General features: G+C 61.0%; 18 protein-coding genes. 6 read left to right on the forward strand and 12 right to left on the reverse strand.

Features of this window, described 5'->3' with window-relative positions; translation table 11 throughout:
• Nucleotides 1-10: 10 nt before the first annotated feature.
• From addA to FIV05_RS03395, 12 genes are all read right to left on the reverse strand, one after another.
• Complete coding sequence (addA, locus tag FIV05_RS03340) at nucleotides 11-3,517, reverse strand: double-strand break repair helicase AddA (protein WP_209009846.1); 3,507 nt, start codon at nucleotides 3,515-3,517, stop codon at nucleotides 11-13.
• On the reverse strand, nucleotides 3,514-6,660 hold the full coding sequence (gene addB / locus FIV05_RS03345) for a double-strand break repair protein AddB (RefSeq protein ID WP_152508669.1): 3,147 nt from the start codon (nucleotides 6,658-6,660) through the stop codon (nucleotides 3,514-3,516). Before addB ends, addA begins: the two co-directional genes overlap by 4 nt.
• A gap of 2 nt (nucleotides 6,661-6,662) precedes the next feature.
• Nucleotides 6,663-7,397 carry a nucleotidyltransferase family protein gene (locus FIV05_RS03350; RefSeq protein WP_152508670.1) on the reverse strand — a complete coding sequence of 245 codons (735 nt, stop codon included), beginning with the start codon at nucleotides 7,395-7,397 and terminating at the stop codon, nucleotides 6,663-6,665.
• 39 nt (nucleotides 7,398-7,436) lie between these two features.
• Entirely contained in the window at nucleotides 7,437-8,963 is a 1,527-nt protein-coding gene (gene tsaE, locus FIV05_RS03355; protein ID WP_152508671.1) for a tRNA (adenosine(37)-N6)-threonylcarbamoyltransferase complex ATPase subunit type 1 TsaE, read from the reverse strand.
• An 8-nt stretch (nucleotides 8,964-8,971) separates the two neighbouring features.
• Nucleotides 8,972-11,416: a PAS domain-containing sensor histidine kinase gene (locus tag FIV05_RS03360; RefSeq protein WP_022998976.1), complete on the reverse strand. Its 2,445-nt coding sequence runs from the start codon at nucleotides 11,414-11,416 to the stop codon at nucleotides 8,972-8,974.
• Between the two features lie 312 nt (nucleotides 11,417-11,728).
• Nucleotides 11,729-13,117: an adenosylhomocysteinase gene (ahcY, locus tag FIV05_RS03365; RefSeq protein WP_152508672.1), complete on the reverse strand. Its 1,389-nt coding sequence runs from the start codon at nucleotides 13,115-13,117 to the stop codon at nucleotides 11,729-11,731.
• Nucleotides 13,118-13,322: 205 nt separating this feature from the next.
• Nucleotides 13,323-14,630 (reverse strand): cyclopropane-fatty-acyl-phospholipid synthase family protein, encoded by a 1,308-nt coding sequence (locus tag FIV05_RS03370; RefSeq protein ID WP_152508673.1) that lies wholly within the window; start codon nucleotides 14,628-14,630, stop codon nucleotides 13,323-13,325.
• A gap of 105 nt (nucleotides 14,631-14,735) precedes the next feature.
• Nucleotides 14,736-15,020, reverse strand: a complete 285-nt coding sequence (locus FIV05_RS03375; RefSeq protein ID WP_022998979.1) for an HPr family phosphocarrier protein — start codon at nucleotides 15,018-15,020, stop codon at nucleotides 14,736-14,738.
• Nucleotides 15,021-15,027: 7 nt separating this feature from the next.
• Nucleotides 15,028-15,432 (reverse strand): PTS sugar transporter subunit IIA, encoded by a 405-nt coding sequence (locus FIV05_RS03380; protein WP_022998980.1) that lies wholly within the window; start codon nucleotides 15,430-15,432, stop codon nucleotides 15,028-15,030.
• 136 nt (nucleotides 15,433-15,568) lie between these two features.
• On the reverse strand, nucleotides 15,569-16,036 hold the full coding sequence (locus FIV05_RS03385) for an aldolase (RefSeq protein WP_152508674.1): 468 nt from the start codon (nucleotides 16,034-16,036) through the stop codon (nucleotides 15,569-15,571).
• Entirely contained in the window at nucleotides 16,033-17,850 is a 1,818-nt protein-coding gene (locus tag FIV05_RS03390; protein WP_152508675.1) for a sensor histidine kinase, read from the reverse strand. Before FIV05_RS03390 ends, FIV05_RS03385 begins: the two co-directional genes overlap by 4 nt.
• A 103-nt stretch (nucleotides 17,851-17,953) precedes the next feature.
• A complete protein-coding gene (locus FIV05_RS03395; RefSeq protein WP_031268674.1) occupies nucleotides 17,954-18,652 on the reverse strand; it encodes a response regulator transcription factor in 699 nt (232 codons plus the stop codon).
• Nucleotides 18,653-19,153: 501 nt separating this feature from the next.
• Between FIV05_RS03395 and FIV05_RS03400 the strand changes: the two genes are divergently transcribed.
• The 6 genes from FIV05_RS03400 (at nucleotide 19,154) to FIV05_RS03425 (ending at nucleotide 24,798) form a co-directional block, all read left to right on the forward strand.
• Nucleotides 19,154-20,764: a phosphoenolpyruvate carboxykinase gene (locus tag FIV05_RS03400; protein WP_152508676.1), complete on the forward strand. Its 1,611-nt coding sequence runs from the start codon at nucleotides 19,154-19,156 to the stop codon at nucleotides 20,762-20,764.
• Between the two features lie 244 nt (nucleotides 20,765-21,008).
• Nucleotides 21,009-21,344 carry an XdhC family protein gene (locus FIV05_RS03405; RefSeq protein ID WP_022998985.1) on the forward strand — a complete coding sequence of 112 codons (336 nt, stop codon included), beginning with the start codon at nucleotides 21,009-21,011 and terminating at the stop codon, nucleotides 21,342-21,344.
• Between the two features lie 17 nt (nucleotides 21,345-21,361).
• Nucleotides 21,362-21,988 (forward strand): LysE family translocator, encoded by a 627-nt coding sequence (locus FIV05_RS03410; RefSeq protein ID WP_062490784.1) that lies wholly within the window; start codon nucleotides 21,362-21,364, stop codon nucleotides 21,986-21,988.
• 3 nt (nucleotides 21,989-21,991) lie between these two features.
• Nucleotides 21,992-22,687: an XdhC family protein gene (locus FIV05_RS03415; protein ID WP_152508677.1), complete on the forward strand. Its 696-nt coding sequence runs from the start codon at nucleotides 21,992-21,994 to the stop codon at nucleotides 22,685-22,687.
• Nucleotides 22,684-24,300, forward strand: a complete 1,617-nt coding sequence (locus FIV05_RS03420; RefSeq protein WP_152508678.1) for a molybdopterin-binding/glycosyltransferase family 2 protein — start codon at nucleotides 22,684-22,686, stop codon at nucleotides 24,298-24,300. The genes FIV05_RS03415 and FIV05_RS03420 overlap by 4 nt, the downstream gene beginning before the upstream one ends.
• 291 nt (nucleotides 24,301-24,591) lie before the next feature.
• Complete coding sequence (locus FIV05_RS03425; protein ID WP_022998990.1) at nucleotides 24,592-24,798, forward strand: hypothetical protein; 207 nt, start codon at nucleotides 24,592-24,594, stop codon at nucleotides 24,796-24,798.
• Nucleotides 24,799-24,828 lie beyond the last annotated feature (30 nt).

The raw sequence follows: 24,828 nt of genomic DNA on the forward strand, positions 1-24,828 counted from the left end.
GGGCCTGCCGTCAAGCCGATGTGCCGTCAGGACGCAGTCCGGCGAAGGTTTCTTCCAGCACCTTTTCGGGGATTTCCATCAGGCTCGGCACCGCGGTCCACAGAAGCTGGGCGGAAATCTCCCTGTCCGGATAAATCTGCTTCAGCATTTCCCTGTAAACACAAAGCTGTGCGCGGTACTCGAGCGGGATTTCGGCAACTGATGCCGGCGGATGGAAGTTGGTCTTGTAATCCACAATCACCACCCGGTTATCCTCAACCACCAGCCGGTCGATCTGTCCGGAAATCTCGACTTCCGTGCCGTCGCTTGCCCGAATCGTCCCGACCAGCGGAACTTCGGCGCGGGCATGACCGCAAAACAGCGTCTCGAATTCCGGCATCTCGAGAATCGCAGCCACTTCGCGCAGAAGGTGAGGCATGCGCCCGGCAAATTCCGGCTTGAGGGCCTGCTTGAGGTAGGTTTCCGACGCTGCCATGCGGGCGTCTTCAGCCAGGTCCGGCAACAGCTCCAGAAGCCGGTGGATCAGGCGACCGCGCTCCAGGGGCCAGGATGCAAGATCCCTGCCCGCCTGCAGGCGAGACACCGCTGGCACCGGTTCGATGCCTTCCTTTTCCTCCATCGCCTCGAATGCCCGTGAGGGCTGAAGGCGTTTCTTCCTGGCAAGCGGACGGACGGAGCTGGAGAGCCAGTCCGGCAACGGCGGTTCTTCGCTGCGCGGCACTGCGGAGGTATGCGACGCCGCGCCTGCCTCGGGCTCGGCGATGACGCCATCCTTCTGCCAGCGCCAGGCGGAAACGGATCCATCGGTTGCGGTCAGTTCACGCGCCTCAGGCTTCAACGCCCGTGAGACCATCGAATACCAGCAGTTCTCGTGGGCACCGCGTTTCGGTTCCCAGCCGCAGACGATCAGCCGGTCTTCGGCGCGGGTCAGAGCCACATACAACAGGCGCCGGTACTCTTCCTCCTGCGCATCCCGCAGGGCTTCCACCGCCGCGTCGTGCCAGGGTGTCCGGTCCGCCTTGGGTGGCAGCCAGACCAGAGCCGGTGGCAGAAGATCGTTTTCCAGACGCTTGCGCGGCAGGAAGGCCGGATCGTGGATTGCGCTGACGGGGGCTGCCCCCGGATCGACCAGAACGACGATCCGCGCTTCCAGCCCCTTGGAACCATGCACGGTCATGATGCGGACCATGCCCTTGGTATTGGTCAACTCACGCTTGATCTCGGTCGGTGCCGCTGCCATCCAGGCAAGGAACCCTTCCAGGCCCGGCGTGCCGGATTGCTCATAGGCAATGGTGAGCGCCAGGAACTCGTCCAGAACGTCATCGACTTCCACGCCGAGGCGAGCGCGAAAAGCTTTCCGGCCGCCATCAGCCCCCAGCAGCCGGGCATAGAATTCGTAAGGCGGCACGAAGTCGGCGCGCGCGCGCCAGTCTTCCAGCCTTGCGCGCACGGCCTTCCATTTGTCCGAACTGTCCGACCGTTTCACCAGCATCTGCCACAGCGTTCCGGGCCGCACATTTTCCGGCGTTTCCCGGGCAACCTCCAGCAGGTCGTCGTCCGTCAGGTTGAACAGCGGGCTCTTCAGCACGCAGGCAAGCGACAGGTCGTCTTCCGGCAGCAACAGGAACCTGCCGAGAGCGGCGAGATCCTGAACAGCGATATGGTCCGTCAGAACAAGGCGGTCACTGCCGGCAGCCGGGATATCCAGCTCTTTCAGTTCCCGGTTGAGCGCTTCGACAAAAGGCCCGCGCTTGCGCACGAGGATCATCACATCGCCGGGATTTGCCGAGCCATCGCGCATCCACTGGGCAATTTCAGCAGCAATACGCCTGGCCACCTTCAGCATCGGGCTGCCCGAACCGACGTGGTCGATCGGCTGGCGCCAGTCGTCCGGTTCCTCGATCTCCGCCTCGGCCTCCAGTGGCCACAGATCGACGATCCCCGGGTCGCGGCGGATGGCTTCATGGACCGGCGCCTTCACGTCCTGCGACAGGCCCTTGTGGGCGCTTTCGTCGTGAAACACCTTGTCGACCGCTCCAAGAACATCCGGCGTGGAGCGGAAGGAGAGCTGCAGATTGACGGAATGAAACTCAAGCTCGGCCGCCTCGGCCTTGCCGGAAAAGGCCCGTCGCATGGCATCGAAATAGGCCGGCACAGCTCCCTGGAACGAATAGATCGACTGTTTTTCGTCGCCCACCGCAAACAGCGTGCGGACCCGGTCTCTTGCACCGGTCCCGGCGAAGAACTCGGAGGCAAGCGAAGTCACCACTTCCCATTGGCGCGGACTGGTGTCCTGAGCCTCATCAACAAGGATATGATCAAGCCCCTGGTCGAGCTTGTATTGCACCCAGAGCGCCGCATCGGACTTCTGCAGCAGCGTTGCCGTCTTGACCACCAGATCCTCGAAATCGAGATACCCGCGGGCGGTCTTGGCGCGCTCATAATGACCGATCACCGCGTCGGCGAGACGCAGCAGGGCTGTGGTTCCCTCATAGGTCGCCACCTTCCGGCGCTGGTCCAGCAGTTCCAACAGGCGTTGTTGTTCCGCCTCCAGCGCCTCCAGCATCTGGGGGAACGTTTCCGCGACCTTCTTGGTGGCGAGCGACTTTCGCGGCTCAAGCTTGGCTGTCAGGAAAATCGCCTGCCAGGCCTCGCGGAAAGCGGTTATGTCCGTGAGCCTCGCGGCGGCAACCAGATCGTCCGCACGCGCCTGATCGGTCTTGGTGCCGGTTCGCAGTGCCTCGGCATAGGCAAGACAGGTGTTCAGATCAAACGGGCATGCGGTCCGGAACTGCTCGTCGAAATCCGCAAGCCGCAGAGCCGGATCGGTTTCCAGAAGACCGGCAAGCTCGGCAAGCGCGGTTTCCAGATCGCCGGCATCAACCGTCCAGCGACGGAAGGCGTCGCGGCTCTGGATCAACTCGTCCAGCGCCTTCTGGGCGCCGCCGTCGCTCATCAGATCAATGACAGATGCCAGCGCCCTGCCAAAGGCGCTTTCCGGCTCGGTCTCGGCAACATGCAGCACGGTCGCGCGCGAGGCCGCCATGAGTTCCGCCGCCACCCGGTCGTCGAGTACGGCAAAATGGCCCGCGACGTTTGCTTCCAGCGGAAACTGGTGCAGCAGGGATTCGCAGAAACCGTGAATGGTCTGGATCTTCAACCCGCCCGGTGTTTCCAGTGCCCGGGCAAACAGGCGGCGTGCCATCGCCAGGCGCGCGGCATCTGGTTTGCGGCCTTCAATGTCCTGCAATTCGGCCGCGAGTGCGGCATCATCCCTGGTGACCCATTCGCCGAGAATCTTGAAAACGCGGGTCGCCATTTCGGCAGCGGCGGCCTTGGTGAAGGTCAGCGCAAGAATACGAGAGGGATCGGTGCCATCCAGCAGCAGCCGCACCACCCTGCGGGACAGAACGAAGGTCTTGCCCGATCCGGCATTGGCACTCACCCAGGCCGAGGCCCGTGGGCGGGAGGCAAGGTCCTGCCGTTGCCTGGTCACTTCAGGGATCTGAAAGCTCATGAAGGCTCCTCCGATCCAAGTGCCCATTCCTGCGTTCTGGCAAGATGATCATAGTCGCCACCCATCTGCCGCTCGCGCATGACGCGGGCACGGGACAGGTAACCAATGTCTTCCCTGACATAATGTGCGATCAACTGTTCCAGCCGCGTCCAGGCGTCTTCCACCAGATCTTCCAGCGGCGTGTCCTTCGGGTTTCGCGGTGCTTCGATCACCGGTTCGCTGCCGCCCTTCAGCTGCAGATACAATAGCTCGGATATCGGCGCGTCAGCCGGCACATCCTTGAACCCGAACCGCCGGACCATCGCGGCCTCCAGCGGCAATTGCGGCGACAGTAGCGCGTCGACCTGCTTTTGCGAGGGCACCTGCCCTGTCTTGTAATCGACCACGGACAGCCCGCCGCCACTCAGAAGGTCGATCCGGTCTGCCCGGCCGCGCAGGCGGAAATCGAAGCCGGGCAACTTCAGTTCCACACCGCCTCCGATTTCCAGGAACCGCTGGCTGACGTGTTGCGACCGCCTTGCTTCGTAGGCGACGAAGCCAGCCGCGATCTTCTGGAAACGCGGCCACCAGAGCGCCCGGATCGCCGGAAACGCATCAAGAGGCTCGAACAGCTCCTCGCCGATCTCTGTCAGGGCCTTTACGGCACTGTCGTCGAATGCGCCGGTCCAGGTCAGCAGGAAATCCGCCAGCGCATCGTGAATGAGGTTGCCCTTGTCGGCCGCACCGGGTTCGCCGCCGATCGGGTCGACCGGCTGCAGCTCGAGCACATGACGGGCAAAGATCGCGTAGGGATCGCGGATCAGGCGTTCGATTTCGGTGATGGAGAGCGATTTCGGACGCGCTGCCAAGGGCGGACGAGGATGAGGCCGGGACGCAGGCCGCACCGCGCCTTCCGGCCGGTCGAGCTGTGCTGCAAGGGCGGAATATACCGCCCCTTGCGCTTCCAGTTTCTTCGTCAGGTCGGGCCCGGCAAGCGTGGTCAGGCGCTGCAGCCAGCGCGATGCGACGGTGGGAGCGCCGTCGGAGCGTGCGGCACGCGAAAGAAGGACACGCCGTGCGCCCATGCCTTGCGCAAAGTCATGTGCGGCTGCACCGAGCCGGCGTTCCGGGGGTTCCAGCCCCATGTCGCGCTTCATCGGCCGGTTCAGCCACGGATCATTGCGCGTGCGTTGAGGCCAGACGCCCTCATTGAGGCCACCCAGGATCGCGAAATCAAAGGCCTGAAGCCGTGCTTCCATGGGACCGAGGATCTGCACCCGCTGGTCGCCCGGCAGCCTGCGCCGTACGGCCTGACCGGACATCAGCGCAGGCAGTACCGACGGCCATTCGCCGGCAGGAATTTCCAGTCCGCTGGAGCTTGCTTCCAGAAGACCGGTCAGAAACTGGGCCAGCGCCTCGCCCGCCTCGCCGGCATAAAGTTCTGCCACCGAACCTTCGTGATCGATCGAGATCGCCTCGATCACATCGACATGACGCCGTGCGAGGTCGGTCAGAAGGATCGTGCCGCCTTCTGCGGCAAGTTCTTCCAGCGGTTTCAGCGCGTTGGCAAGACGGTCGACAAGGTTCGCGATCACGTCCCAGTCTTCGTCGTGGATCTTTTTCCAGCGTGGCGTATGTGCCTTGCCCGCATCTTCCCGGCTTGCATCGACAGCCAGCTGCAAACCTGCCGTTCCCGGCCGGGCGCGCGGGCCGCGAACCACGCCACGCTCCAGCGCGCGGGCGGCAGACCGGATGTCCTTCACCGGCAAGCCCAGCCGTGTCAGCGGATGCTTCAGAAGCGCCAGAAGATCGATAGGCTCGCAGCCGCCAAGTGCGAGTTTTGCTGCCAGGATTGCCAGGATCGCCGGTGCGGTCTGATCGAGCGGACGGCCGGCACTGTCGTCCACCTGGATGTTCCAGCGGGCAAGCTCCGCCGCAACCCGACGCGTCAACATGCGGTCCGGCGAAATGAGGGCCGCACTTTCCTGCCGCTCGATCGCTTCGCGCAAGGCAATCGCCACGCTCAAGGCTTCATCCGCCTCGTTGCGGGCAGTCATGATCGAGACACCATCGAGGGCCTCTGCCCTGTCCGTTTGGGGACGAGCGTCCAGATAGGCTGTCCAACCATCGGAAGTGTCGGCGGGACGCAGAGCCTCGGAGACAAGCTCCTCGCGCAGCAGGAGCCCCCGATCCGGGTCCGGCCCGAGCGTTGCAACCTCTTCCCGCCCGGCACCCAGCCGATCAAGCAATTGCTTCAGCGAATACTGCGGATGTGAAGGCAGGGTTGCCGCGTCTTTCTGCATCAGACCCTTGCGGGCTGAGGCCTTGCCCGTCTTTTCTCCCAATACGGCCCAGGAGCGGCTGTCCAGATAGCGGTCCAGTCCAGGCAGCACGACGACACCGGTTTCAAGCCGGGAGACAACCTTCAGCAATTCGGCGGTGGCCGGAACCGAGCCGGTAACGCCCGCAACAATAACCGGGCCACGAGGAGGTGTCCGTTCCAGGCGCTCGGCCTCCCGCCGGATAAGGGCCGAGCGACGGGCCTTCGGGTCCATCATTTTCAGTTCGGCAAGATGCGCGGGCCAGGCCTCCCGCACGATCTGCAGGAAATCGAGCGTGATCTGCCAGTACCGGGCATGGTCTTCCGGCACCAGACCGGACAGTTCCGTCCAGTCGGCTTCTTCCGTCTCAACTTCGTCCATCAGCGTCAGCAGGTCTGCCGCCAGCCACGCTGCATCGGCCGTCGACGCCGGAAGGCCGAGAGGTTCGTCGGACCTGAGACTGAGTGCCTCCCTGCGCAACATGCCCTTCCAGGCCTTCACCAGCCTGGTCATCGCAAGGTGACGTTCCAGAAGGGGCATTGCCGGCGGCAGAGGTTCCAGATCCGCATTGGCGGTCAGGCTCTGTGCATCCTCGTCGGCATCGCCCACCGGGCGGATGGCAGGCAGGAGAACTGGCCGGCCACCAAACCGCTGCTGGAAAAGCTCCGGCAGCAGGCGCGCGGCGCGGCGCGTCGGCAGATACAGCGTGACCGACGGCAGCAGCAGTGGATCGTCCAGTGGGCGAAAGCCGGGGATCAGGGTGCCGTCGACCAGTGTGTCGACCAGCGTTTTCAGGAAAGGGACGGACGGCGGGACAGACCAGAGGCGCGCGCTACCGGCCATCCTCAGGCGGCACTCTCGCGAACGGCATATTCGGCGGCACGGATGGCCTCCGGCGTTCCGATATGCAGCCACAGGCCTTCCATCTGAACGCCGTAAAGACGTCCGGCTTCAATCGCCCTGTCGAAAAGCCTGTTCATGGAGAACGGCCCGTCCGGGGCATCTTCGAACAGGCGCGGGTGCAAAATGGTTGCGCCTGCATAGGCAAAGGGCGTCACGCCCTTTTCCTGCCGCCGGGTCAACGCGCCGTCCTTTGCCATGTCGAAATCACCACGGCCGGAATAGCCAACCGCTTTCACGGTTTCGGCAACCAGAAGCAGGGCGTCCATGCGGCTCTCGTCCCAGGCTTCGATCATGTGTTCCAGGTTGGGTTTGACGCCCTCGATCCAGTAGCAGGTATCGGCATTGAGCTGGAAGAACGGCTCTTCCCCCAATAGCGGCAGCGCCTTCTTGATACCGCCCCCGGTTTCCAGAAGCTGCTCACGCTCATCGGAGACGAGAATTTCCATGTCGGCACGCCGGCGAACGTGAACCTCCACCAGATCGGCAAGGTAGTGCACGTTGACCACACAGGTCTTCACGCCCGCTGCTGCGAGCCGGTCCATGCCATGGTCGATCAGGGCCTGACCGTTGACCTCGATCAGCGGCTTGGGTGTCGTTGCCGTCAGCGGGCGCATGCGCTTGCCGAGGCCTGCGGCCAGGATCATGGCTTTGGAAGGGCGAAACCGCTTGTCTGTCATCATCTGTCTCAAATGTGCGACCGGTTGAACGCGGCGCGTTCAGTGCCGATAGCGTGCGTACCAGTCTTTCAAATCCGACAGGAACGGCCTGTCAAGCACCCGGTCGAGATAGCCTAGCATGCGCGGCAAATGGCTCAAGTAAGCCGGCTTACCATCGCGTTCGGCCAGACGGACGAAGATGCCGAGGATCTTGGAGATCCGCTGCGCCGCCATGACCGCGTAGGCTTTCGAAAAACCAACTTCATCGAACTCTGCGGACTGCATTTTTCTTGCCGAGAGATAAGCATCGTAGAGCGCCGTTTCCAGAGCTTCGTCCATGTCCGTGCGGGCGTCCAGCAGCAGGGAAGCAACATCATAGGCAACCGGGCCATAGACCGTGTCCTGGAAATCGATCAAGCCGATCCTGTCGGTTCCTTCAGCACCCGCCTGCCAAAGGAGGTTCGGCGAATGAAAATCGCGCAGCACCCAACCTGTCTGGGCCTCGCTTATGTCTTCAAGTGCCTCGCGCCATAGCCGTTCGAATTCCGAGCGCGTGCTCTCGTCGGCCGGCTTTCCGGACACCTTCGGGACATACCAGTCCAGAAACAGCGCCGCTTCGGCAACAAGCGCGTCGGCTGAATAGTCGGGGACCTGATACAGCCCACCATCAGCGAGCGAGACCGTCTTTGGCCAGGCCTCACCATGCATCTTCGCCAGGACATCGACGGCGGCAACATATCTTTCGCGCACCGGTTTGCCGTCTACCACGATGGTATCCCGGCCAAGATCGGACGAGAGGATCAGCCCGTTTTCCAGGTCGCTCGCCATAAGATCGGGCGCGCGAAGACCATGGTTCCTGAGTTCCGTTCCCACCGCGACAATCGCCCGGCAGTCGCGCGCCAGATGCACCTTTTCCATGTAGGCGCGGACAGCTTCCGGCACCGCGTCCCCCTGGAAAGGCCAGCGCATCAGAACAGCTGTCGAAGACCCTGTTGCAACCGTCTCGAACGTTCGCAGGGAAGCATCGCCTGCCAGGAAACAACGCTCGGCATCCGGGAGACCAGCGGTCCCCAGAAAGAACCGCGTTGCCAGCGATTGCCCGATCCGGTTCTGCCAGTGCGGGGCGTCCGAATAGAGGCTGAACCGGCGATGGTCATCGTCGTCAGTCGGCTGGGTGATCTGGATCCAGAGGGCATTGCCGGGCAGCAGCTCGTTCGCCTTCTCCGGCCATTCGATCAGCGCGGCTCCCGTTTCCAGAAGGTCTTCCAGCCCGAGCTCTTCCAGTTCTTCGGGCTCTTCAAGCCGGTAAAGATCGAAGTGGGACAGGTCGAAACGCGGGAAATCGTAGGTCTGCACGAGCGTGAAGGTCGGGCTCGGCACTTCCAGCTCCGGCTCACCGGCGAAGGTGCGGATCAGCGCCCTGGTGAACGTGGACTTCCCGGCGCCCAGATCGCCCGACAGGCAAATGACATCACCGGGCTTCAGGACCATCGCGATGTCGTTGGCAAGTCGCCGCGTGCCCTGTTCGTCGGCAATTTCGATTGTCTGAAAGGCGCCCGACAGGGCTTGCAGCTGGTGGTCTGCCATCCGGCGTCCTACTCGGCCGCCGCCTGGTCCGCCAGTTCGGGCCGTGCGGGGAAGACGCAGGTCACCGTCGTGCCCTTGCCTTCGGCGGACTGAATGTCGACCGTGCCGCCATGCAGTTCGACAAAGCTCTTGACGATGGCAAGGCCGAGACCTGCGCCCTGACGGCGCGATCCTGTGTCATGCCCGACAAAGCGGTTGAACACCTGGGTGAGGATTTCAGCTGGAATGCCATAGCCATGATCCTGAACGACGAAGGTCACCTTGTCGTCTTCGCGGCTGCAGCTGACATCGACCACGCCGTCGGGCTCGGAATAGCGCACGGCATTGGAGATGAGGTTGAACAGGACCTGGCGCAGGCGTTTTTCGTCGGCAACCATCATGCCGACATCACCCGGCACATGGGTCCGCAGGTTGATACGTGCTTCGGCGATCCGGTCCTTCAGCCCTTCGACGGCTGCTGCCACGGTTGGCGCAACGTCGACTTCACCCAGGTCCAGTTCCATGATGCCGGCATCCAAGGTTGCCAGATCCAGAATGTCGTTGATGATGGCAAGCAACGCCGAGGAGGACGACTGGATGTAGTCCGCATATTCGCTCTGCTTGTCGGAGAGCTCTCCGAATTTCGGATCTGCCAGCAACTGGGCGAAGCCGATGATGTTGGTCAGCGGCGAGCGCAGTTCGTAGGAAACATGCTGGATGAAGGCGTTCTTGATCTGGTCGGCCTGTTCCAGTGCCTCGTTCTTTTCCAGAAGTGCCCGCTCGACATTGACGCTGTCCGTTACGTCGACAAAGGTCACCAGCGTGCCGCCATCGGGCAGCGGAACAGTGGCATAGTCGACGACATCACCGTTGTGGCGTTCCAGACGACTGACCTTCTGGGTGCGGTTGTCGAGAAGTCCCGTCACGTTGCCGGCAAGCTGTTCCCAGGCATCGCGCTCGGTTTCATTGAGCGTGCAGGCGGAGACGACTTCCTTGACGTGCGGCAGTTCGGAAAGCTGATCCTCTTCCAGACCCCAGATACGACCGAAAGCCGGGTTCCAAAGGCGCAGGCGCCCGTCGGACCCGAACACGGCAACGGCTTCCGACAGATTGTCGAGGGTTTCCCCCTGGACGCGGGTCAGCGCGTTGTAGCGGCTTTCCAGATCGAGCTGCTCGGTGACGTTTTCATAGATATAGGTGACGCCGCCTTGCGGGTGCGGATTGGCAATGACGCGCAGGGTGCGGCCATCGGGAAGATGCCACCAGCTTTCGCGAGCTTCCAGAGACTGGTAGCTCTCCATCATCTTGTTGCGCCAGACGCGATAGTCCGCCTGTTCCGGGATCTTGCGCGCCGCGCGCAATGCATCCAGAACCGCGCTGTCTTCCGGCCGGCTTTCCAGGAAGGCAGGATCGAGATCCCACAACTGGCGGAAGGCCGCGTTGTAGAATTGCAGCTTGCGATCGGCGCTGTAGATGGCAACCGCAGCTGCCAGCTGGTCCAGCGTGCGGCCGTGGAAGTCCTCGGCGCGGCCGAGTTCCTTCTGGGCCTGTTCCAGTTCGCTGATGTCCACGGCAATGCCGGCTCCGCCGACATTGGCATTGACATCGGTCACTTCGAACACCCGGCGTTCACCGGAGGCGACGATGGGAATACGTGCGTTGAAACAGCCGTCTTCGTTACGCTGGACGGCCATGGCGGTGCGTGCAGCAGCGTCGAGGAAGGTTGCCCCTTCCTTGATCGCAAGATCGGCGTCGGTCATGTCGACCGCTTCCGCATAGGCCTGGTTGGCCCAGATGAGATTTCCTTCCGCATCGCGCTGCCAGGCCGGTGCCGGCATGGCGTCCAGCAGCGCGTGCAGCATATGCAGTTCGCCGGAAATCTTGGCATTGCGGGCAGCAAGTTCCGCCTGCATCTGACGTTCGCCAGTCAGATCGCGCAGACGCAGGACCACAGCACCGCCGGTGGTGCGCCCCAGCGCTTCCACATAGGTTCCGGTGCGGGTCTTCAAGGTGGTGGTGAAGGCTTCGCCGGTTCGGAACAGCATGTCCAGATGACGTTCCAGATCGCCGGCGCATTTTGCCGTCAGCCAGCTGCCGAACGCAAGCAGTTGCGCCGGGGGGCGCGGCACGCCAGATTTTTCGGGAAGAATGCCCCAGATCTGCGGCATGGCGCCGTTGCCGGTCCAGACGATCACGCGTTGCTCGTCGGTATTGAGCATCGCCTCCAGGCGGTCGACCCGGAATTTGAGATCGCTCTTTTCCTTTTCCAGCGCGTCGGTCAGCAATCCGGATTGTTTGCGATGACGCACGAGAGCGACAGATGCGGTGACGGCAAAGGCGCACATTCCGCCTAACGCACCAAAAAGAATCATGTTATCGGGGGAAATGGCAGCAGTCGTGTCGGCGAGCATGTCGGCTGCCGCTGAACCGCAAGACAGGCTCCAGCCTGCCAGCGCCGTTCCGCCGAGCTTCACCGATTTCAGACTCCAATCTCGCCACGCCGCGCGTGGCCGCGCGTCGTTCCTGCCGCTTATCGGCATATTGTGATCCCCTTGTGCCGCCTTGCCCTGTTCTTGCGGGCTGCAGCTCCCGGTTTCTGGGAGCAAATCAAAGACATCCGCCTCGTGGCCTTTGATTCGCCTAAACCATAACCTTTTTGAGAATCACGCAGAAGAGTCCGTTATTGAAAAGTTAACAGGACCCTTAAAATTAAAGGGTCCTGCATTTTTTTGTTCACAGACCCGAATCGAGGCGATCACCACATCTAGTGGGCCGCCTCGCCGGAATCAGTATTTGTAGTGTTCCGACTTGAACGGACCAGCCTTATTAATCCCCAGATATTGAGATTGCTCGTCCGACAATTCGGTTAACGTGACGCCCAGCTTCTCCAGGTGAAGGCGGGCAACCTTCTCGTCCAGATGCTTCGGCAGCACGTAGACTTCGTTCTTGTACTGATCGCCCTTGGTGAAGAGTTCGATCTGCGCCAGAACCTGGTTGGTGAAGCTTGCGGACATGACAAAGCTCGGGTGGCCGGTCGCATTGCCGAGGTTCACCAGACGGCCCTGCGAAAGCAGGATCATGCGCTTGCCATCCGGGAACACATACATGTCGACCTGGTCCTTGACCGGGCGGCACTGGGTGTTCTTGAGGGCAGCAACCTGGATCTCGTTGTCGAAGTGGCCGATGTTACAGACGATCGCCATGTCCTTCATGCCACGCATGTGGTCGAAGGTGATGATGTCCTTGTTGCCGGTCGCGGTGACGTAGATATCGCCTTCCGGAAGAGCCTGTTCGATGGTCTTGACCTCGAAACCGTCCATGGAAGCCTGCAGGGCGCAGATCGGGTCGATTTCGGTGACGATCACGCGGGCACCAGCACCAGCCAGGGACTGAGCGGAGCCCTTGCCGACGTCGCCGTAACCGCAGACAACGGCAACCTTGCCGGACATCATCACGTCGGTGCCGCGGCGGATACCGTCAACCAGGGACTCACGGCAGCCATAACGGTTGTCGAACTTGGACTTGGTGACGCTGTCGTTGACGTTGATCGCCGGGAACGGCAGGTCGCCCTTCTTCTGCATTTCATAAAGACGCAGAACGCCGGTGGTGGTTTCTTCCGAAACGCCCTGGATCAGCTCTTTCTGCTTGGTGAACCAGCCCGGGTTGGCGGCCATGCGCTTCTTGATCTGCGCGAACAGGCACACTTCCTCGTCCGACTTCGGGTTATCGATCAGACCGGTTTCACCGGCTTCGACCCGTGCACCGAGCAGGATGTAGAGCGTGGCGTCGCCGCCATCGTCCAGGATCATGTTCGCACCTTCGGGGAAGTCGAAGATCTTGTCGGCATAATCCCAGTATTCTTCCAGGGTTTCGCCCTTGGTGGCGAAAACCGGAATGCCTGCGGCTGCAATTGCAGCAGCTGCCTGATCCTGCGTGGAATAGATGTTGCAGGACGCCCAACGGACTTCCGCACCCAGCGCAACCAGCGTTTCGATCAGAACGGCGGTCTGAATGGTCATGTGCAGGGAACCGGCAATGCGGGCGCCCTTGAGCGGCTTGGAGTCACCGAATTCGGCGCGGCAGGCCATCAGGCCCGGCATTTCGTGCTCGGCGATCTCGATTTCGGTGCGGCCCCAGTCTGCGAGCCCGATGTCTTTAACGATGTAGTCGGTCATGAATAAGTCCTGCTGTTTTGAGCCAGCTTCAGGCGCAAGGCCCCTTGAGTGTCGCCGCCATCTCGTGAACCAGTGCCAAAACAGCACCAGGGGCGGGCGACAGCCGAAATCCGGAAGGCTCCGGAAATCGTTGGAAGGGGTTATAGCGTCAGCAGGGTCATCACGCAATAAAGATATAAAGAATTCTTTATATCATATGTCTCAATCACGTCCGGTAGAGATCCGCACGTGACGGCGGCATGCCCGAGGGGCCCTTGGTGCGGCGCGTCGCGACCGTCTGGAAGATGCCGATGGTGCCGCGTTCGAAGCCGAGCGACACACCGATGAGATACGCTACCCACAGCCGATACTTGCGCTCTCCGACCTCCGCCACGGCCGCCTCTTTATGCGCCATGAGGTTCTCGGCCCAAAGGCGCGTGGTGCGGGCATAGTGTTCGCGCCAGGCTTCGACGTCATGAACCTCGAAGCCGTGAGCCTCAAGGTTGGTCAGCGTCCAGCCGATGTGGTCCACCTCGCCGCCCGGAAAGATGTAGCGCACGAGCGTCTGGTATTCCGCCTTCTTGCGGCGAAACTTTTTCAGATCCTTCTTGCCACGCCGCGTGATTGCGTGATGCAGGTAGATCCCGCGCGGTTTCAGCAGGCGGCGGACATGACGGTAATAGTCATCGTGATTGTCGATGCCCACATGCTCGAACATGCCGATGGAGGAGATCTTGTCGAAGTTTCCGCCAAGGTCCCGGTAGTCCTTCAGTTCGACGCTCACCCTGTCTTCCAGCCCCCGCTCGCGAATGCGGTCGCGGGCAAGCTTCAACTGCTCTTCGGCCAGGGTGACACCAACGGCGGTGACCCCGTAATGCTCGGCGGCGTGGCAGATCAGGGCGCCCCAGCCGCAGCCGATATCCAGAAGCCTGTCGCCCGGTTTCAGCCGCAGCTTGCGGCAGATCATGTCGAGCTTGTCCTTTTGCGCCGTCGCCAGATCGTTCGACCAGTCGGAGAAATAGGCGCAGGTATAGAGCATCTCCGGATCGAGAAAGAGCCGGTAGAAATCGTTGGACACATCGTAATGGAACGCGATGTCGTCCTTGCGGCTGCCGGAGCTTCGGTCCGCCGACTGGCCGGCATCAAGCCCGTTCGGGTTGGCTTCGGCCTTGCGGCCCGAGCCGCGCCAGAGCGAAAAAGCGGTTTTCAGCAGCAACGTCTTGTTGAGGCGCTTGCGCATTTCCCGGCTCTTGAGCGCCGGCCGCCTTTCGGCAAAATCGAAAATGCTGCCGCCACGCGGGTCGATGTCGCCATTGGCATAAAGATCGATCAGCGTCTTGATGCCGGGACGGCGAAGAAGACGCGTCAGGGCCGCTTCGGAAAGCGCAAGCCGCAGCCCGTCCGCCGGCGCATCGGCGGGCACCCGGGATCCGTCCCAGAGTTCGAACGCGAATTGAAGGTCCAACGCCTCATGGACATGGGCAAGTGCAGTGCGCGCAGCGGAAATCATTCGGTCCTGAGTGTGGCTCGCCATGTCGGCCCCCGGTTCGGTTTGGAAGCGTGTGGCCGATGCCCGGAATTCACTCGATCGACCGCAGCAGGAATGTGTGCCGCAGGGTGGCGGCACGAAATGTCAAAATCAATCTTCTTCGCCAAAGCCGCTTTCGACGAGTTCGGCAATCGCCGCCATGGCGTCTCCTGCATCAGAGCCGGTGACGCTGACAGTGATAAAGCAGCCCGGGCTGGCAGCGAGCATCATGAGACCCATGATCGACGTTCCGCCAACGGTCTGGCCGTCCTTGGAAACCTGGACGTCTGCGTCAAACGTCTCCACCAGCTTCACCAGCTTTGCGGAAGCCCTGGCATGCAGGCCACGGCGGTTGACGATTGTCAGGTCTTTTTCCAACACGGTCTGCGCTGTCATTATTGTTTTAGTTCTGTCCCGACAGCACCTGGCTGGCAACCGAGATGTATTTCTGGCCGGCCTGACGGGCTTCGTCGACAGCATCGGCCAGTTCGCGATCTGCGCGCACGCTGGCAAGCTTGATCAGCATCGGCAGATTGACACCGGCCACCACTTCAACGGATTTGCTGTCCATCACGGAAATCGCGAGGTTGGAAGGTGTGCCACCGAACATGTCCGTCAGAAGCACCACACCCTTGCCGGAATTGGCAGCTTCCACAGCGGCCAGAATGTCCTGGCGCCGCTGCTCCATGTCGTCATCCGGACCAATGGAGATGGTTTCAACCTGTTCCTGTGGACCGACAACATGTTCCAGCGCCGCTTTGAATTCCTCAGCAAGGCGCCCGTGCGTAACAAGTACAAGTCCGATCATGCGTCAGTTAGCCTGATTATCGAGTGCGTTAAGCTCAGGATCCCAAAAGAGATCCGGAAAGAGCCGGGCGTTTATCAGTCTGATGCACTCTCTTCAACCGCTTCGTCAGTTGCAAGCAAAAAACGCCCCTGCTGCCTCAAATATAATCTGGTCCATTGGGGAAAAGGTGCCGTAACGCCCAACGGATCAGGCGCAGGCTGTGCTCAGGGTCGTTTTGCGGGCACAGAACCACCGGTAAATGCACGCCTTCAAGGCAGGCCGTCGCAAGAGCCTGCTCCGGCATCCTCTCGATGGCGTCGGCCGCCTTAAGTTCGACCATCAGATGCACTTGCGCGTGCGGCAGAAAGCGCGTTTCGACAACACCGAAACCGCGTACTTCCATGCGGCCTTCGATCGTCCGCGGCGCATGCGCCTCAAGCCGTCCATCGGCTGCAGCAACATGCGTGTAGTCGTCAGCCACCAGAAGGCCGAGATTGCCTTTGGCCCGTGCCGCCTCGATGACAATATCCGAAAGGGTTGTCTTGCCGCTGCCGGCACCGCCCCGGATCAGAAGGCCGGCTGTGCCCACCACCACGCAATTGGCATGAACCGCCGGAGGCGTCACTTGCTCCGCCCTGCCGGCAGATAGATGGTGAAACGAGCACCTGCAATCTTCTGCTTGCCCTCCCGACCGGGTACCAGCCGGTTGGTGGCGACAATGGTCCCGCCATGGGCTTCGATGATCTGCCGGGAGATCGACAGGCCCAGACCGGAATTGTTGCCGAAGCCTTCGCCTTCCGGCCTGTCGGTATAGAAGCGTTCAAAAATGCGTTCGGTGTTTTCAGCACGGATGCCGGGACCGTCATCATCCACGATGATCTTGATCATCCGGCCGTCCCGGCTGAGATCCACCCGAACCGTTCCGCCGGCGGGCGAGAAGGACCTGGCGTTGTCCAGAAGGTTGCTGACGACCTGTCCGAGGCGAATATCATGGCCTTGCATCTGATAAGGCTTGCTGCCCTGAGCATCTGCAACAGCCAGCTTGACACTTGCCTCTTCCGCTCCGGACCGCTGGTTGGCGGCATCGGCCATGTTGCGCAGCAGTTCGGCCAGGTCGATCGGCTCGGCCTGGATCCGGGCCAGTTCCGCATCAAGGCGGGAAGCATCGGAGATGTCGCTGATCAGACGATCGAGGCGGCGCACGTCATGCTGGATCACTTCCATCAACCGGTCCTGCGAATTCTTGGACTTGGCCAGCGGCAGGGTTTCCACGGCGCTGCGCAGCGATGTCAGCGGGTTCTTCAATTCGTGCGCGACATCGGCGGCAAACTGCTCGATCGCATCGATCTTGTTGTAGAGCGCGTGCGTCATTTCCCGGAACGAACGCGCCAGGTGGCCGATCTCGTCCTGCCGATCCGAAAAGTCCGGTATCTCCTCGCGCGAGGTCGAGCCTCGCCGCACGCGGTCCGCGGCAGCCGCAAGGCGCCTGACCGGGCCGGCAATCGTCCCGGCCAGAAGGATCGACAGAAGGATGGTCACTGTGGCGGCAAACAGGAACACGCGAATGATGGCGATACGTTCGGCCCGCACGATGGCGTCGATGTCACCGCCCTGTGTCGACAGGAGCAAGGCCCCAAGGACCGCGCGGAACCGCTGGATCGGCACGGCAACGGAAACGATCAGCTCGCCCCGTTGCGAGATCCTCGTCACGCTGGCGGGGGATCCGGCAAGCGCCGCCTCCACTTCCGGATAGGCGCGGCCATCACCGCCGCCTACGTCCTGATAGATCGGCAGGTCACCCTGGCGCAGCCAGCGCTTGACCCATTGCCAGGTCGAATCCCAGAAGCCTTCCTCCTCCGCCGTCGGAGGCGGCAGATCGAAGCGCAGGATCTGGGCGCTGGTATAAAGGTGGCGGCTATCGAGGATAAGAATGCCTTCCGGATCATAGATCCGCGCCCGGGTCTTGGTCGGCGAAATCAGGCGGCGCAGCACGGGACCGACCCGTTCCGGGTTGATCGGAAAATCGAGACTGTCGAGGTCTTCCTGGGTCGGGGTAATGCTTTCGCCCGCCTGCAACTGCAACAAGCGTTCGGGGTCGACGGTGATCGTGCCCGTATCGACGGTGGCGGAAGCGGCAATGGCGCCGGCAATGATTTCGCCCTGGGTCAGAAGGCTCTGCACCCGTGCATCGATCAGACCCGCGCGAAACTGATTGAGGTACAGAATACCGATCACCAGTGCCAGCAGACCCACGAGGTTGATGGCGATGATCCGCCGCGTCAGCGACGAGAGAACATACGTTCCGAAGATACGGCCCAACTGGCTGAGCAGACGGCGACGGATGCGCTTGTTGCCAAGTCGGCGCAGACGGGAACGATCCGAACCGTTCTGAGGTTCAGAGGCACCAATCTCTTCCGCGCTCTCGCTTTCCACCGCCATTCGGGCTCACATTAGATCAAAGGCTGTTCAATCGAAACCGACTGAACAGCCAAAAGCAGATCGTTTCCAGGTTTTACCGGGACAGCCGCTCTACCGGTCCGTTTCAGACTTCCCGGAAACGATACCCGACGCCGTAGAGGGTTTCGATCATGTCGAAGTCGTCATCAACAACCTTGAACTTCTTGCGCAGCCGCTTGATGTGGCTATCGATGGTGCGGTCGTCCACATAGACCTGATCGTCATAGGCCGCGTCCATGAGCGCGTTACGGCTCTTGACGACACCGGGCCGCTGCGCGAGCGCGGACAAGATCAGGAATTCGGTTACGGTCAGCGTGACGGGTTTGCCGTTCCAGGTGCAGGTGTGACGCTCCTGGTCCATTACCAGCTGGCCACGTTCCAGCAGTTTGTCGGCATCGTCGCGCGGCGTGGACGCGTCACGCGGCTGCGCCCGGCGCAGCACCGCTCGCACACGCTCGACCAGAAGCCGCTGCGAAAAGGGTTTGCGGATGAAATCGTCGGCGCCCATCTTCAGGCCGAAGAGTTCGTCGATCTCGTCATCCTTGGAGGTCAGGAAGATTACCGGCAGATCGGAGTTCTGGCGCAGGCGGCGCAGCAGTTCCATGCCGTCCATACGTGGCATCTTGATATCGAAAATCGCGAGTTCCGGCGGGTCGCTCTGCAGGCCGTCGAGCGCCGATGTACCGTCGGTGTAGGTTTGAACGCGATAGCCTTCCGCTTCCAATGCGATAGAGACCGAAGTCAAAATGTTGCGGTCGTCATCGACCAGGGCAATTGTCGGCATGCTTTGTTTTTCCATTTCCGGCAACGCACCGATGGCGCGCATCGGCATTAATGTAACACACAGCCTTTGGCCTGCTAAATGCGCATAAATTAAGGCAATCCGCCTCCGGATATGCTTGCATGACACAAAGACCGCCCAGCCGGCTGCATTGGTGGGGATCACTGTAAAAGATTTCAAGAGACCAACTTAACGTCAAGTCTCGTACATTGGTGGCGAGGCTCAGTCGAGTCTCTATTACAAGTGCGAAATGAACGCACTTTCTTTCGATTCAATCAACATTTCGAACATTCCGAAAGTTTCGATTTTTAGTTCGACGTCCAAATTAATCATTGGCAATTTAATGGTGATTTTTAATCGATTAAACAATTACATAGCACCTTTGGTAGTCTTGCTGCCTTTTGGTCATTCCACTACGTTCGCAGCCCTCACAGCCAGATTTAGGTTTTCTTAACTTTCTCCGGCCGTGACAAAACTAGCCCCCATCACGAGGACTGCGGGAACATGCAAGAAGTAGGTGTCAGGAATCCCTCAATTGGTTGCGAAACTTTCGGCTTCAAAGGCCTGAAAGCGCTCTATTGGAACCAGAACGAGCCTGCTCTTTATGAATATTCCCTCTCCCGCGGCGAAGCGCAGCTAGCTGCCGGCGGCGCGATTGTTGCTGAAACCGGTGTTCACACCGGCCGCTCGCCGAAAGACAAGTTCGTGGTTCTGGACGACGAGACCCGCGACACAGTGTGGTGGGACAACAACGCCCAGATGTCGAAAGCCAATTTCGACCTGCTGCTGTCCGATTTCCTTGCCCACGCTGAGGGCATGGAGCTGTTCGCACAGGACCTTTACGGCGGCGCTGACAAGACCCATCGCCTGCCGGTGCGCGTCTACACGGAATATGCCTGGCATTCGCTGTTCATCCGCAACCTCCTTCTCCGGCCCGAGACTTCCGAGCTGGAAGGCTTTGCGCCGGACATGACAATCATCGATCTGCCGAGCTTCAAGGCGGATCCGGAACGCTACGGTTGCCGGACAGAAACCGTGATCGCCTGCGACCTGACCCGCAAGATCGTCCTGATCGGCGGAACCTCCTATGCAGGCGAAATGAAGAAGTCCGTCTTCACCATGCTGAACCACCTGCTGCCGGCAAAGGGCGTCATGTCCATGCACTGCTCGGCGAACTTGGGCGATGCAGGCGATACCGCAGTGTTCTTCGGCCTGTCCGGCACCGGCAAGACCACGCTCTCCGCCGACCCGTCCCGCACGCTGATCGGCGACGACGAGCACGGCTGGGGTGAAAGCGGCGTCTTCAACTTCGAAGGCGGCTGCTACGCCAAGACCATCAAGCTTTCCGCTGAAGCCGAGCCGGAAATCTACTCCACCACCCAGCGCTTCGGCACTGTTCTGGAAAACGTGGTTCTGGACGAGAACCGGGTGCCGGATTTCGACGACGGTTCGAAAACCGAGAACACCCGCGCCGCCTACCCGATCCACTTCATCTCCAATGCCAGCGACACCGGCTGCGCACCGATGCCGAAGACCATCATCATGCTGACAGCCGATGCCTTCGGCGTCATGCCTCCAATCGCGCGTCTGACACCGGCCCAGGCGATGTATCACTTCCTGTCCGGGTACACCGCCAAGGTGGCCGGCACGGAAAAGGGTGTTACCGAGCCGCAGGCGACCTTCTCGACCTGCTTCGGCGCGCCGTTCCTGCCGCGGCATCCGTCCGAATACGGCAACCTGCTGAAAGACCTCATTGCCAAGCACAATGTGGATTGCTGGCTGGTCAACACCGGCTGGACCGGCGGTGCATACGGCACCGGTCAGCGCATGCCGATCAAGGCCACCCGCACGCTGCTCACTTCCGCACTGAACGGCAGCCTGAAGGACGCCGAGTTCCGCACCGATGCGAACTTCGGCTTCGATGTTCCGGTTTCCGTCGAGGGTGTCGACGATACGATCCTGACCCCGCGCGAAACCTGGACAGACAAGGATGCCTATGACGTTCAGGCCGCCAAGCTGGTGCAAATGTTCGTCAAGAACTTCGCGACCTTTGAAGCCCATGTCGACGGTGCGGTGCTGAATGCCGCTCCCGCCGTGCGTATGGCTGCCGAATAAGCCCGACAATAATACCCCGCAAAACCTGAACGGCTCCTCCCCCTCGAGGAGCCGTTTTTTCGTGGGTAGACAACGCTCTTGTCCTTCCCGATCGCGACGTCCCGCCGGATAGATGATCGCTGAGAAAGTCCGGCGGCGGCGCGAGGAGCACAGGGTGATTCTGCGCTTGCTTTCCCTCGCCTGCTCTCTTTCATCAAATTCAGAAAGATCTATATTGGAGGTCCTACCTTGAAGGGGCGACCTCATGACGGCCACAGAGACGACTTCCATTCCCGACGTTTTGAAGACCGCCGAAAGCTGGCGCGGTGCGGGACGTTCCGTTGCACTGGCGACAGTGGTCGAGACCTGGGGTTCCGCGCCACGCCCGGTCGGGTCCCATCTTGTCATTGATGCCGAAGGCAACTTCGAAGGCTCCGTCTCCGGCGGCTGTGTCGAAGGGGCGGTGGTGTCCGAGGCAATCGACGTCATCGAGACCGGCAAGCCGACCACGCTGGAATTTGGCGTTGCCGATGAAACTGCCTGGCGTGTCGGCCTTTCCTGCGGCGGCCGCATTCGCGTCTACGTCGAACCCGTCACCTGATCCCGGATCTGATTTCGATGACCACGGAAACCCTGCTTGCCTTCGTCGCCGCTACGGCTCTTTTCGCCTATATGCCCGGCCCGGCCCTGCTTTATACCGCCGCACAGACGATCGCCCGCGGACAGCGGGCCGGTTTCATGGCTGCCGCGGGTATTCACCTGGGCTGTTATGTGCATGTCTTTGCCGCAGCCTTTGGCCTGTCGGCTATCTTCAGTGTCGTGCCGACACTCTATTTTGCGCTGAAGCTGGTTGGCGGGCTTTATCTGATCTTTCTCGGCATCCAGATGATCCGGACCCGCGTAGTGGCCGGACCGACACCCAATCTGCCCCAAAAATCCGAAAAGCGAGCCTTTGCTGACAGCGTGCTGGTGGAGGTTCTCAATCCCAAGGTCGCCATCTTCTTCATCGCCTTCCTGCCGCAGTTCGTCACCCCTGACGCAAGCCTGCCGATCTGGGCGCAGTTCCTGATCCTGGGAACGTTCGTCAACTTCGCTTTCACCTCGGCAGATATCGTCACCGTTCTTTTTGCAAGCCAAGTGAAAAAGCGGCTGACCAGGACATCGAGGTTCCAGAGCCTCACACGCTGGCTTGGAGGATCTCTTCTGGTAGGACTTGGACTGAAACTGGCAACGGACCGCGCATAGACCATGGACTTTTCCCTGCTCAGTGACCTCAACAAGGACCGTGCCGCGCGCCGTGCGGCGATCCTGGTGACCGACATGGTGGACGGGCGGCAACGCCTCGTCCGCAAATCCGACGATTTTTCCGGCGATCCCCTGTCTGAGGAACTTGCAAGGCGTTTCCGCTCCGGCAAATCCGGCATGATCACCGGAGAAAGTGGCGAAGTCTTCCTGAATGTATCACTACCTGCGCCGCGCCTGGTCATCATCGGCGCAGTGCACATCAGCCAGGCGCTTGTTCCGATGGCGGAGATTGCGGGGCTCGATGTGACCGTCATTGATCCGCGCACGGCCTTTGCCACCGATGACCGCTTTCCCGGAAGCACACTCAAGGCGGACTGGCCTGAAGAGGTCTTGAAGGATGCGCCCCTTGATGCCTTCACGGCCGTTGCCGCTGTCACACATGATCCGAAGATAGACGACTTCCCCTTGATGGAAGCGCTGAAGACCGGATGTTTCTATGTCGGGGCGCTCGGCAGCCGCAAGACACACGGCAAGCGTCTGGAACGCTTTACCGAAGCCGGTCTGGCACCTGAGCTGTTGGAACGGATCGATGCTCCGATCGGTCTCGATATCGGTGCGGCTTCACCGGAGGAAATTGCGGTTGCCGTGCTGGGCGCCATCATCAAGGCGTTGCGGACGGCTCCGGGAGCTGCCGCATGATATTCGGCCCCTGTCCGCCGGAAGATGCCGAAGGCTGTATTCTCGCGCACCGGACAGCCCTGCCGAAGCGTGTGCTGAAAAAAGGCCACCGCCTGACAGGGCAAGACTGCGCCGACATGGCCGCCGCCGGTATCGACAGCCTCATGGTTGCCAGGATAGAGCCCGGCGACACCGGAGAGGATGCCGCGGCCGAGCAGCTCGCCACCGCCGCTGCAGGTGCGGGCCTTGAGACCGACACCGCCTTTACGGGGCGCATGAACCTCTATGCCGCCATCAACGGCGTCCTGGTGGTCGATGCGGATGCGGTTACCGCGGCCAACCGGATTGATCCGGCCATCACCTTCGCGACTCTGCCAAACTACAGCAAGGTTCTGGCCGGCCGAATGGTTGCAACCGCGAAGATCATTTCCTTTGCCGTTCCAGAAGAACAACTGGGAGCCGCCGAAAGCGCCCTCAAAGGTGCCGTCCGCATTGCCGGTTTCAGTCCGCGCAAGGTTGGCCTTGTCGCAACGCAACTGCCGCATCTCAAGCCCTCGACCATGGACAAGACCCGCCGCGTGCTGGAAGACAGGCTGCTGCCGAGCGGATCAATCGTCCTGAGTGAGCACAGGGTCGCCCACAGCAGCGAGGCCGTTGCCGAATCCTTGCGGTCTCTGAAGGAAGAAGGCGCTGATTTTCTGATCCTGTTCGGGGCCTCTGCCGTTGTTGACAGGCAGGACGTGCTGCCTGCGGGTCTGGATATTGCCGGGGGGACGGTGCACCACCTGGGTATGCCGGTGGATCCCGGCAACCTGCTGATGCTCGGAAGTCTCGACGACATTCCCGTGCTGGGCGCACCGGGCTGCGCCCGAAGCCCGAAGGAGAACGGTTTCGACTGGGTTCTGGACCGCCTGCTTGCCGGACTGGAAGTACACCCCGACGACATTACCGCAATGGGTGTTGGAGGCCTTTTGATGGAAATCGGGACACGGCCGCAGCCCCGCGAAGGCAAACGCAAGGGCGAAGCTGCCAGGATCGCGGCGCTGATCCTTGGCGCTGGCAAGTCATCCCGCATGGGCGGTCCGAACAAGCTGCTTGCGACGCTGGACGGCAAGACCCTGATCCGGCATGCCGCGGAAGCTGCCGCCGGCGCCGGTCTGTCACAGACCGTTCTGGTAACCGGGCATCTGGCTGAAGAGGTCGGCGCGCAGGTGGAAGATCTGGACGTGACGCTGGTGCACAACCCGGATTTTGCAGACGGCATGGCCGGTTCCATCCGCACCGGCATGAATGCTCTTTCCGCAGATACCGATGCGGTGATCGTACTTCTGGGCGACATGCCACGCATCGGCAGCGATGTTCTGAAGAGGCTGATCGGCACTTACCGCGAAAACGACAACAGTCTGATCGTCACCGCAACAGCGGATGGGAAACGGGGCAATCCGGTTTTGTGGGACCGGCGCTTCTTCGAAGCCCTGAAATCCTTGAGCGGCGACGTTGGAGCGCGCCACATCATTGGCGAAAACCCCGGGTTCGTGGCCGAGGTCGAGATCGGATCCGCCGCAAGACTGGATCTTGATACACCCGATGCGCTTCGGCAGGCTGGAGGCAAGTTGCCTGAGCCAAAAGGCTAAACCTTTGGCCTGGCAAAGTAAGCCGAAGCAATAAAGCCAAACGATAACATTACATTAACCCGGTATGCACTGAATGCAGGCCGGAATTGCCAGCTATTCTATTGCAATTTTGTGACATGCCGCTTATGTAATGCCTGCGCTTGCTGAAGGGCACCCAATTGGGTTGGACAACGGATGACGTCCCGGGCGCCGCTTACATCCGATTCCTGTCGAAAGCTGTTCGGATCCTCCCTCCCGAGGATGCTCGAGCGCTTTTGTCGCTTGGTTAAAAGAAGAACGAAGGAAAACGTCATGGCTGACTTGTCTCTCCCGCGCCCGGGCTGCTGCAAATGGGCAGAAGGTGATTCTGGTAACTACATCTTCCCGTGCAGCACGCGCGTCGAAGCAGGTGTCTCCTATTGCACCGAACATAGCGCCATCGTCTACATCCCGCCGGAAGAGCGCCGCCGCAACCGTTCCGGTGGTGGCATGAGCCTGTCCTTCCGCCGCGCGGCATAAGAATACAAGCTGCTTGAACTAAAAAAGCAG

It is taken from the genome of Labrenzia sp. THAF191a (assembly GCF_009363335.1).
In the GTDB taxonomy this organism is placed as follows: domain Bacteria; phylum Pseudomonadota; class Alphaproteobacteria; order Rhizobiales; family Stappiaceae; genus Roseibium; species Roseibium algicola.

Bases quoted from the DNA above. Each gene is read 5' to 3' on its own strand.
- addA (WP_209009846.1), bottom strand. From the start codon at position 3,517: ATGAGCTTTCAGATCCCTGAAGTGACCAGGCAACGGCAGGACCTTGCC.
- addB (WP_152508669.1), bottom strand. From the start codon at position 6,660: ATGGCCGGTAGCGCGCGCCTCTGGTCTGTCCCGCCGTCCGTCCCTTTC.
- FIV05_RS03350 (WP_152508670.1), bottom strand. From the start codon at position 7,397: ATGACAGACAAGCGGTTTCGCCCTTCCAAAGCCATGATCCTGGCCGCA.
- tsaE (WP_152508671.1), bottom strand. From the start codon at position 8,963: ATGGCAGACCACCAGCTGCAAGCCCTGTCGGGCGCCTTTCAGACAATC.
- ahcY (WP_152508672.1), bottom strand. From the start codon at position 13,117: ATGACCGACTACATCGTTAAAGACATCGGGCTCGCAGACTGGGGCCGC.
- FIV05_RS03370 (WP_152508673.1), bottom strand. From the start codon at position 14,630: ATGGCGAGCCACACTCAGGACCGAATGATTTCCGCTGCGCGCACTGCA.
- FIV05_RS03375 (WP_022998979.1), bottom strand. From the start codon at position 15,020: ATGACAGCGCAGACCGTGTTGGAAAAAGACCTGACAATCGTCAACCGC.
- FIV05_RS03380 (WP_022998980.1), bottom strand. From the start codon at position 15,432: ATGATCGGACTTGTACTTGTTACGCACGGGCGCCTTGCTGAGGAATTC.
- FIV05_RS03390 (WP_152508675.1), bottom strand. From the start codon at position 17,850: ATGGCGGTGGAAAGCGAGAGCGCGGAAGAGATTGGTGCCTCTGAACCT.
- FIV05_RS03395 (WP_031268674.1), bottom strand. From the start codon at position 18,652: ATGCCGACAATTGCCCTGGTCGATGACGACCGCAACATTTTGACTTCG.
- FIV05_RS03400 (WP_152508676.1), top strand. From the start codon at position 19,154: ATGCAAGAAGTAGGTGTCAGGAATCCCTCAATTGGTTGCGAAACTTTC.
- FIV05_RS03405 (WP_022998985.1), top strand. From the start codon at position 21,009: ATGACGGCCACAGAGACGACTTCCATTCCCGACGTTTTGAAGACCGCC.
- FIV05_RS03410 (WP_062490784.1), top strand. From the start codon at position 21,362: ATGACCACGGAAACCCTGCTTGCCTTCGTCGCCGCTACGGCTCTTTTC.
- FIV05_RS03415 (WP_152508677.1), top strand. From the start codon at position 21,992: ATGGACTTTTCCCTGCTCAGTGACCTCAACAAGGACCGTGCCGCGCGC.
- FIV05_RS03420 (WP_152508678.1), top strand. From the start codon at position 22,684: ATGATATTCGGCCCCTGTCCGCCGGAAGATGCCGAAGGCTGTATTCTC.
- FIV05_RS03425 (WP_022998990.1), top strand. From the start codon at position 24,592: ATGGCTGACTTGTCTCTCCCGCGCCCGGGCTGCTGCAAATGGGCAGAA.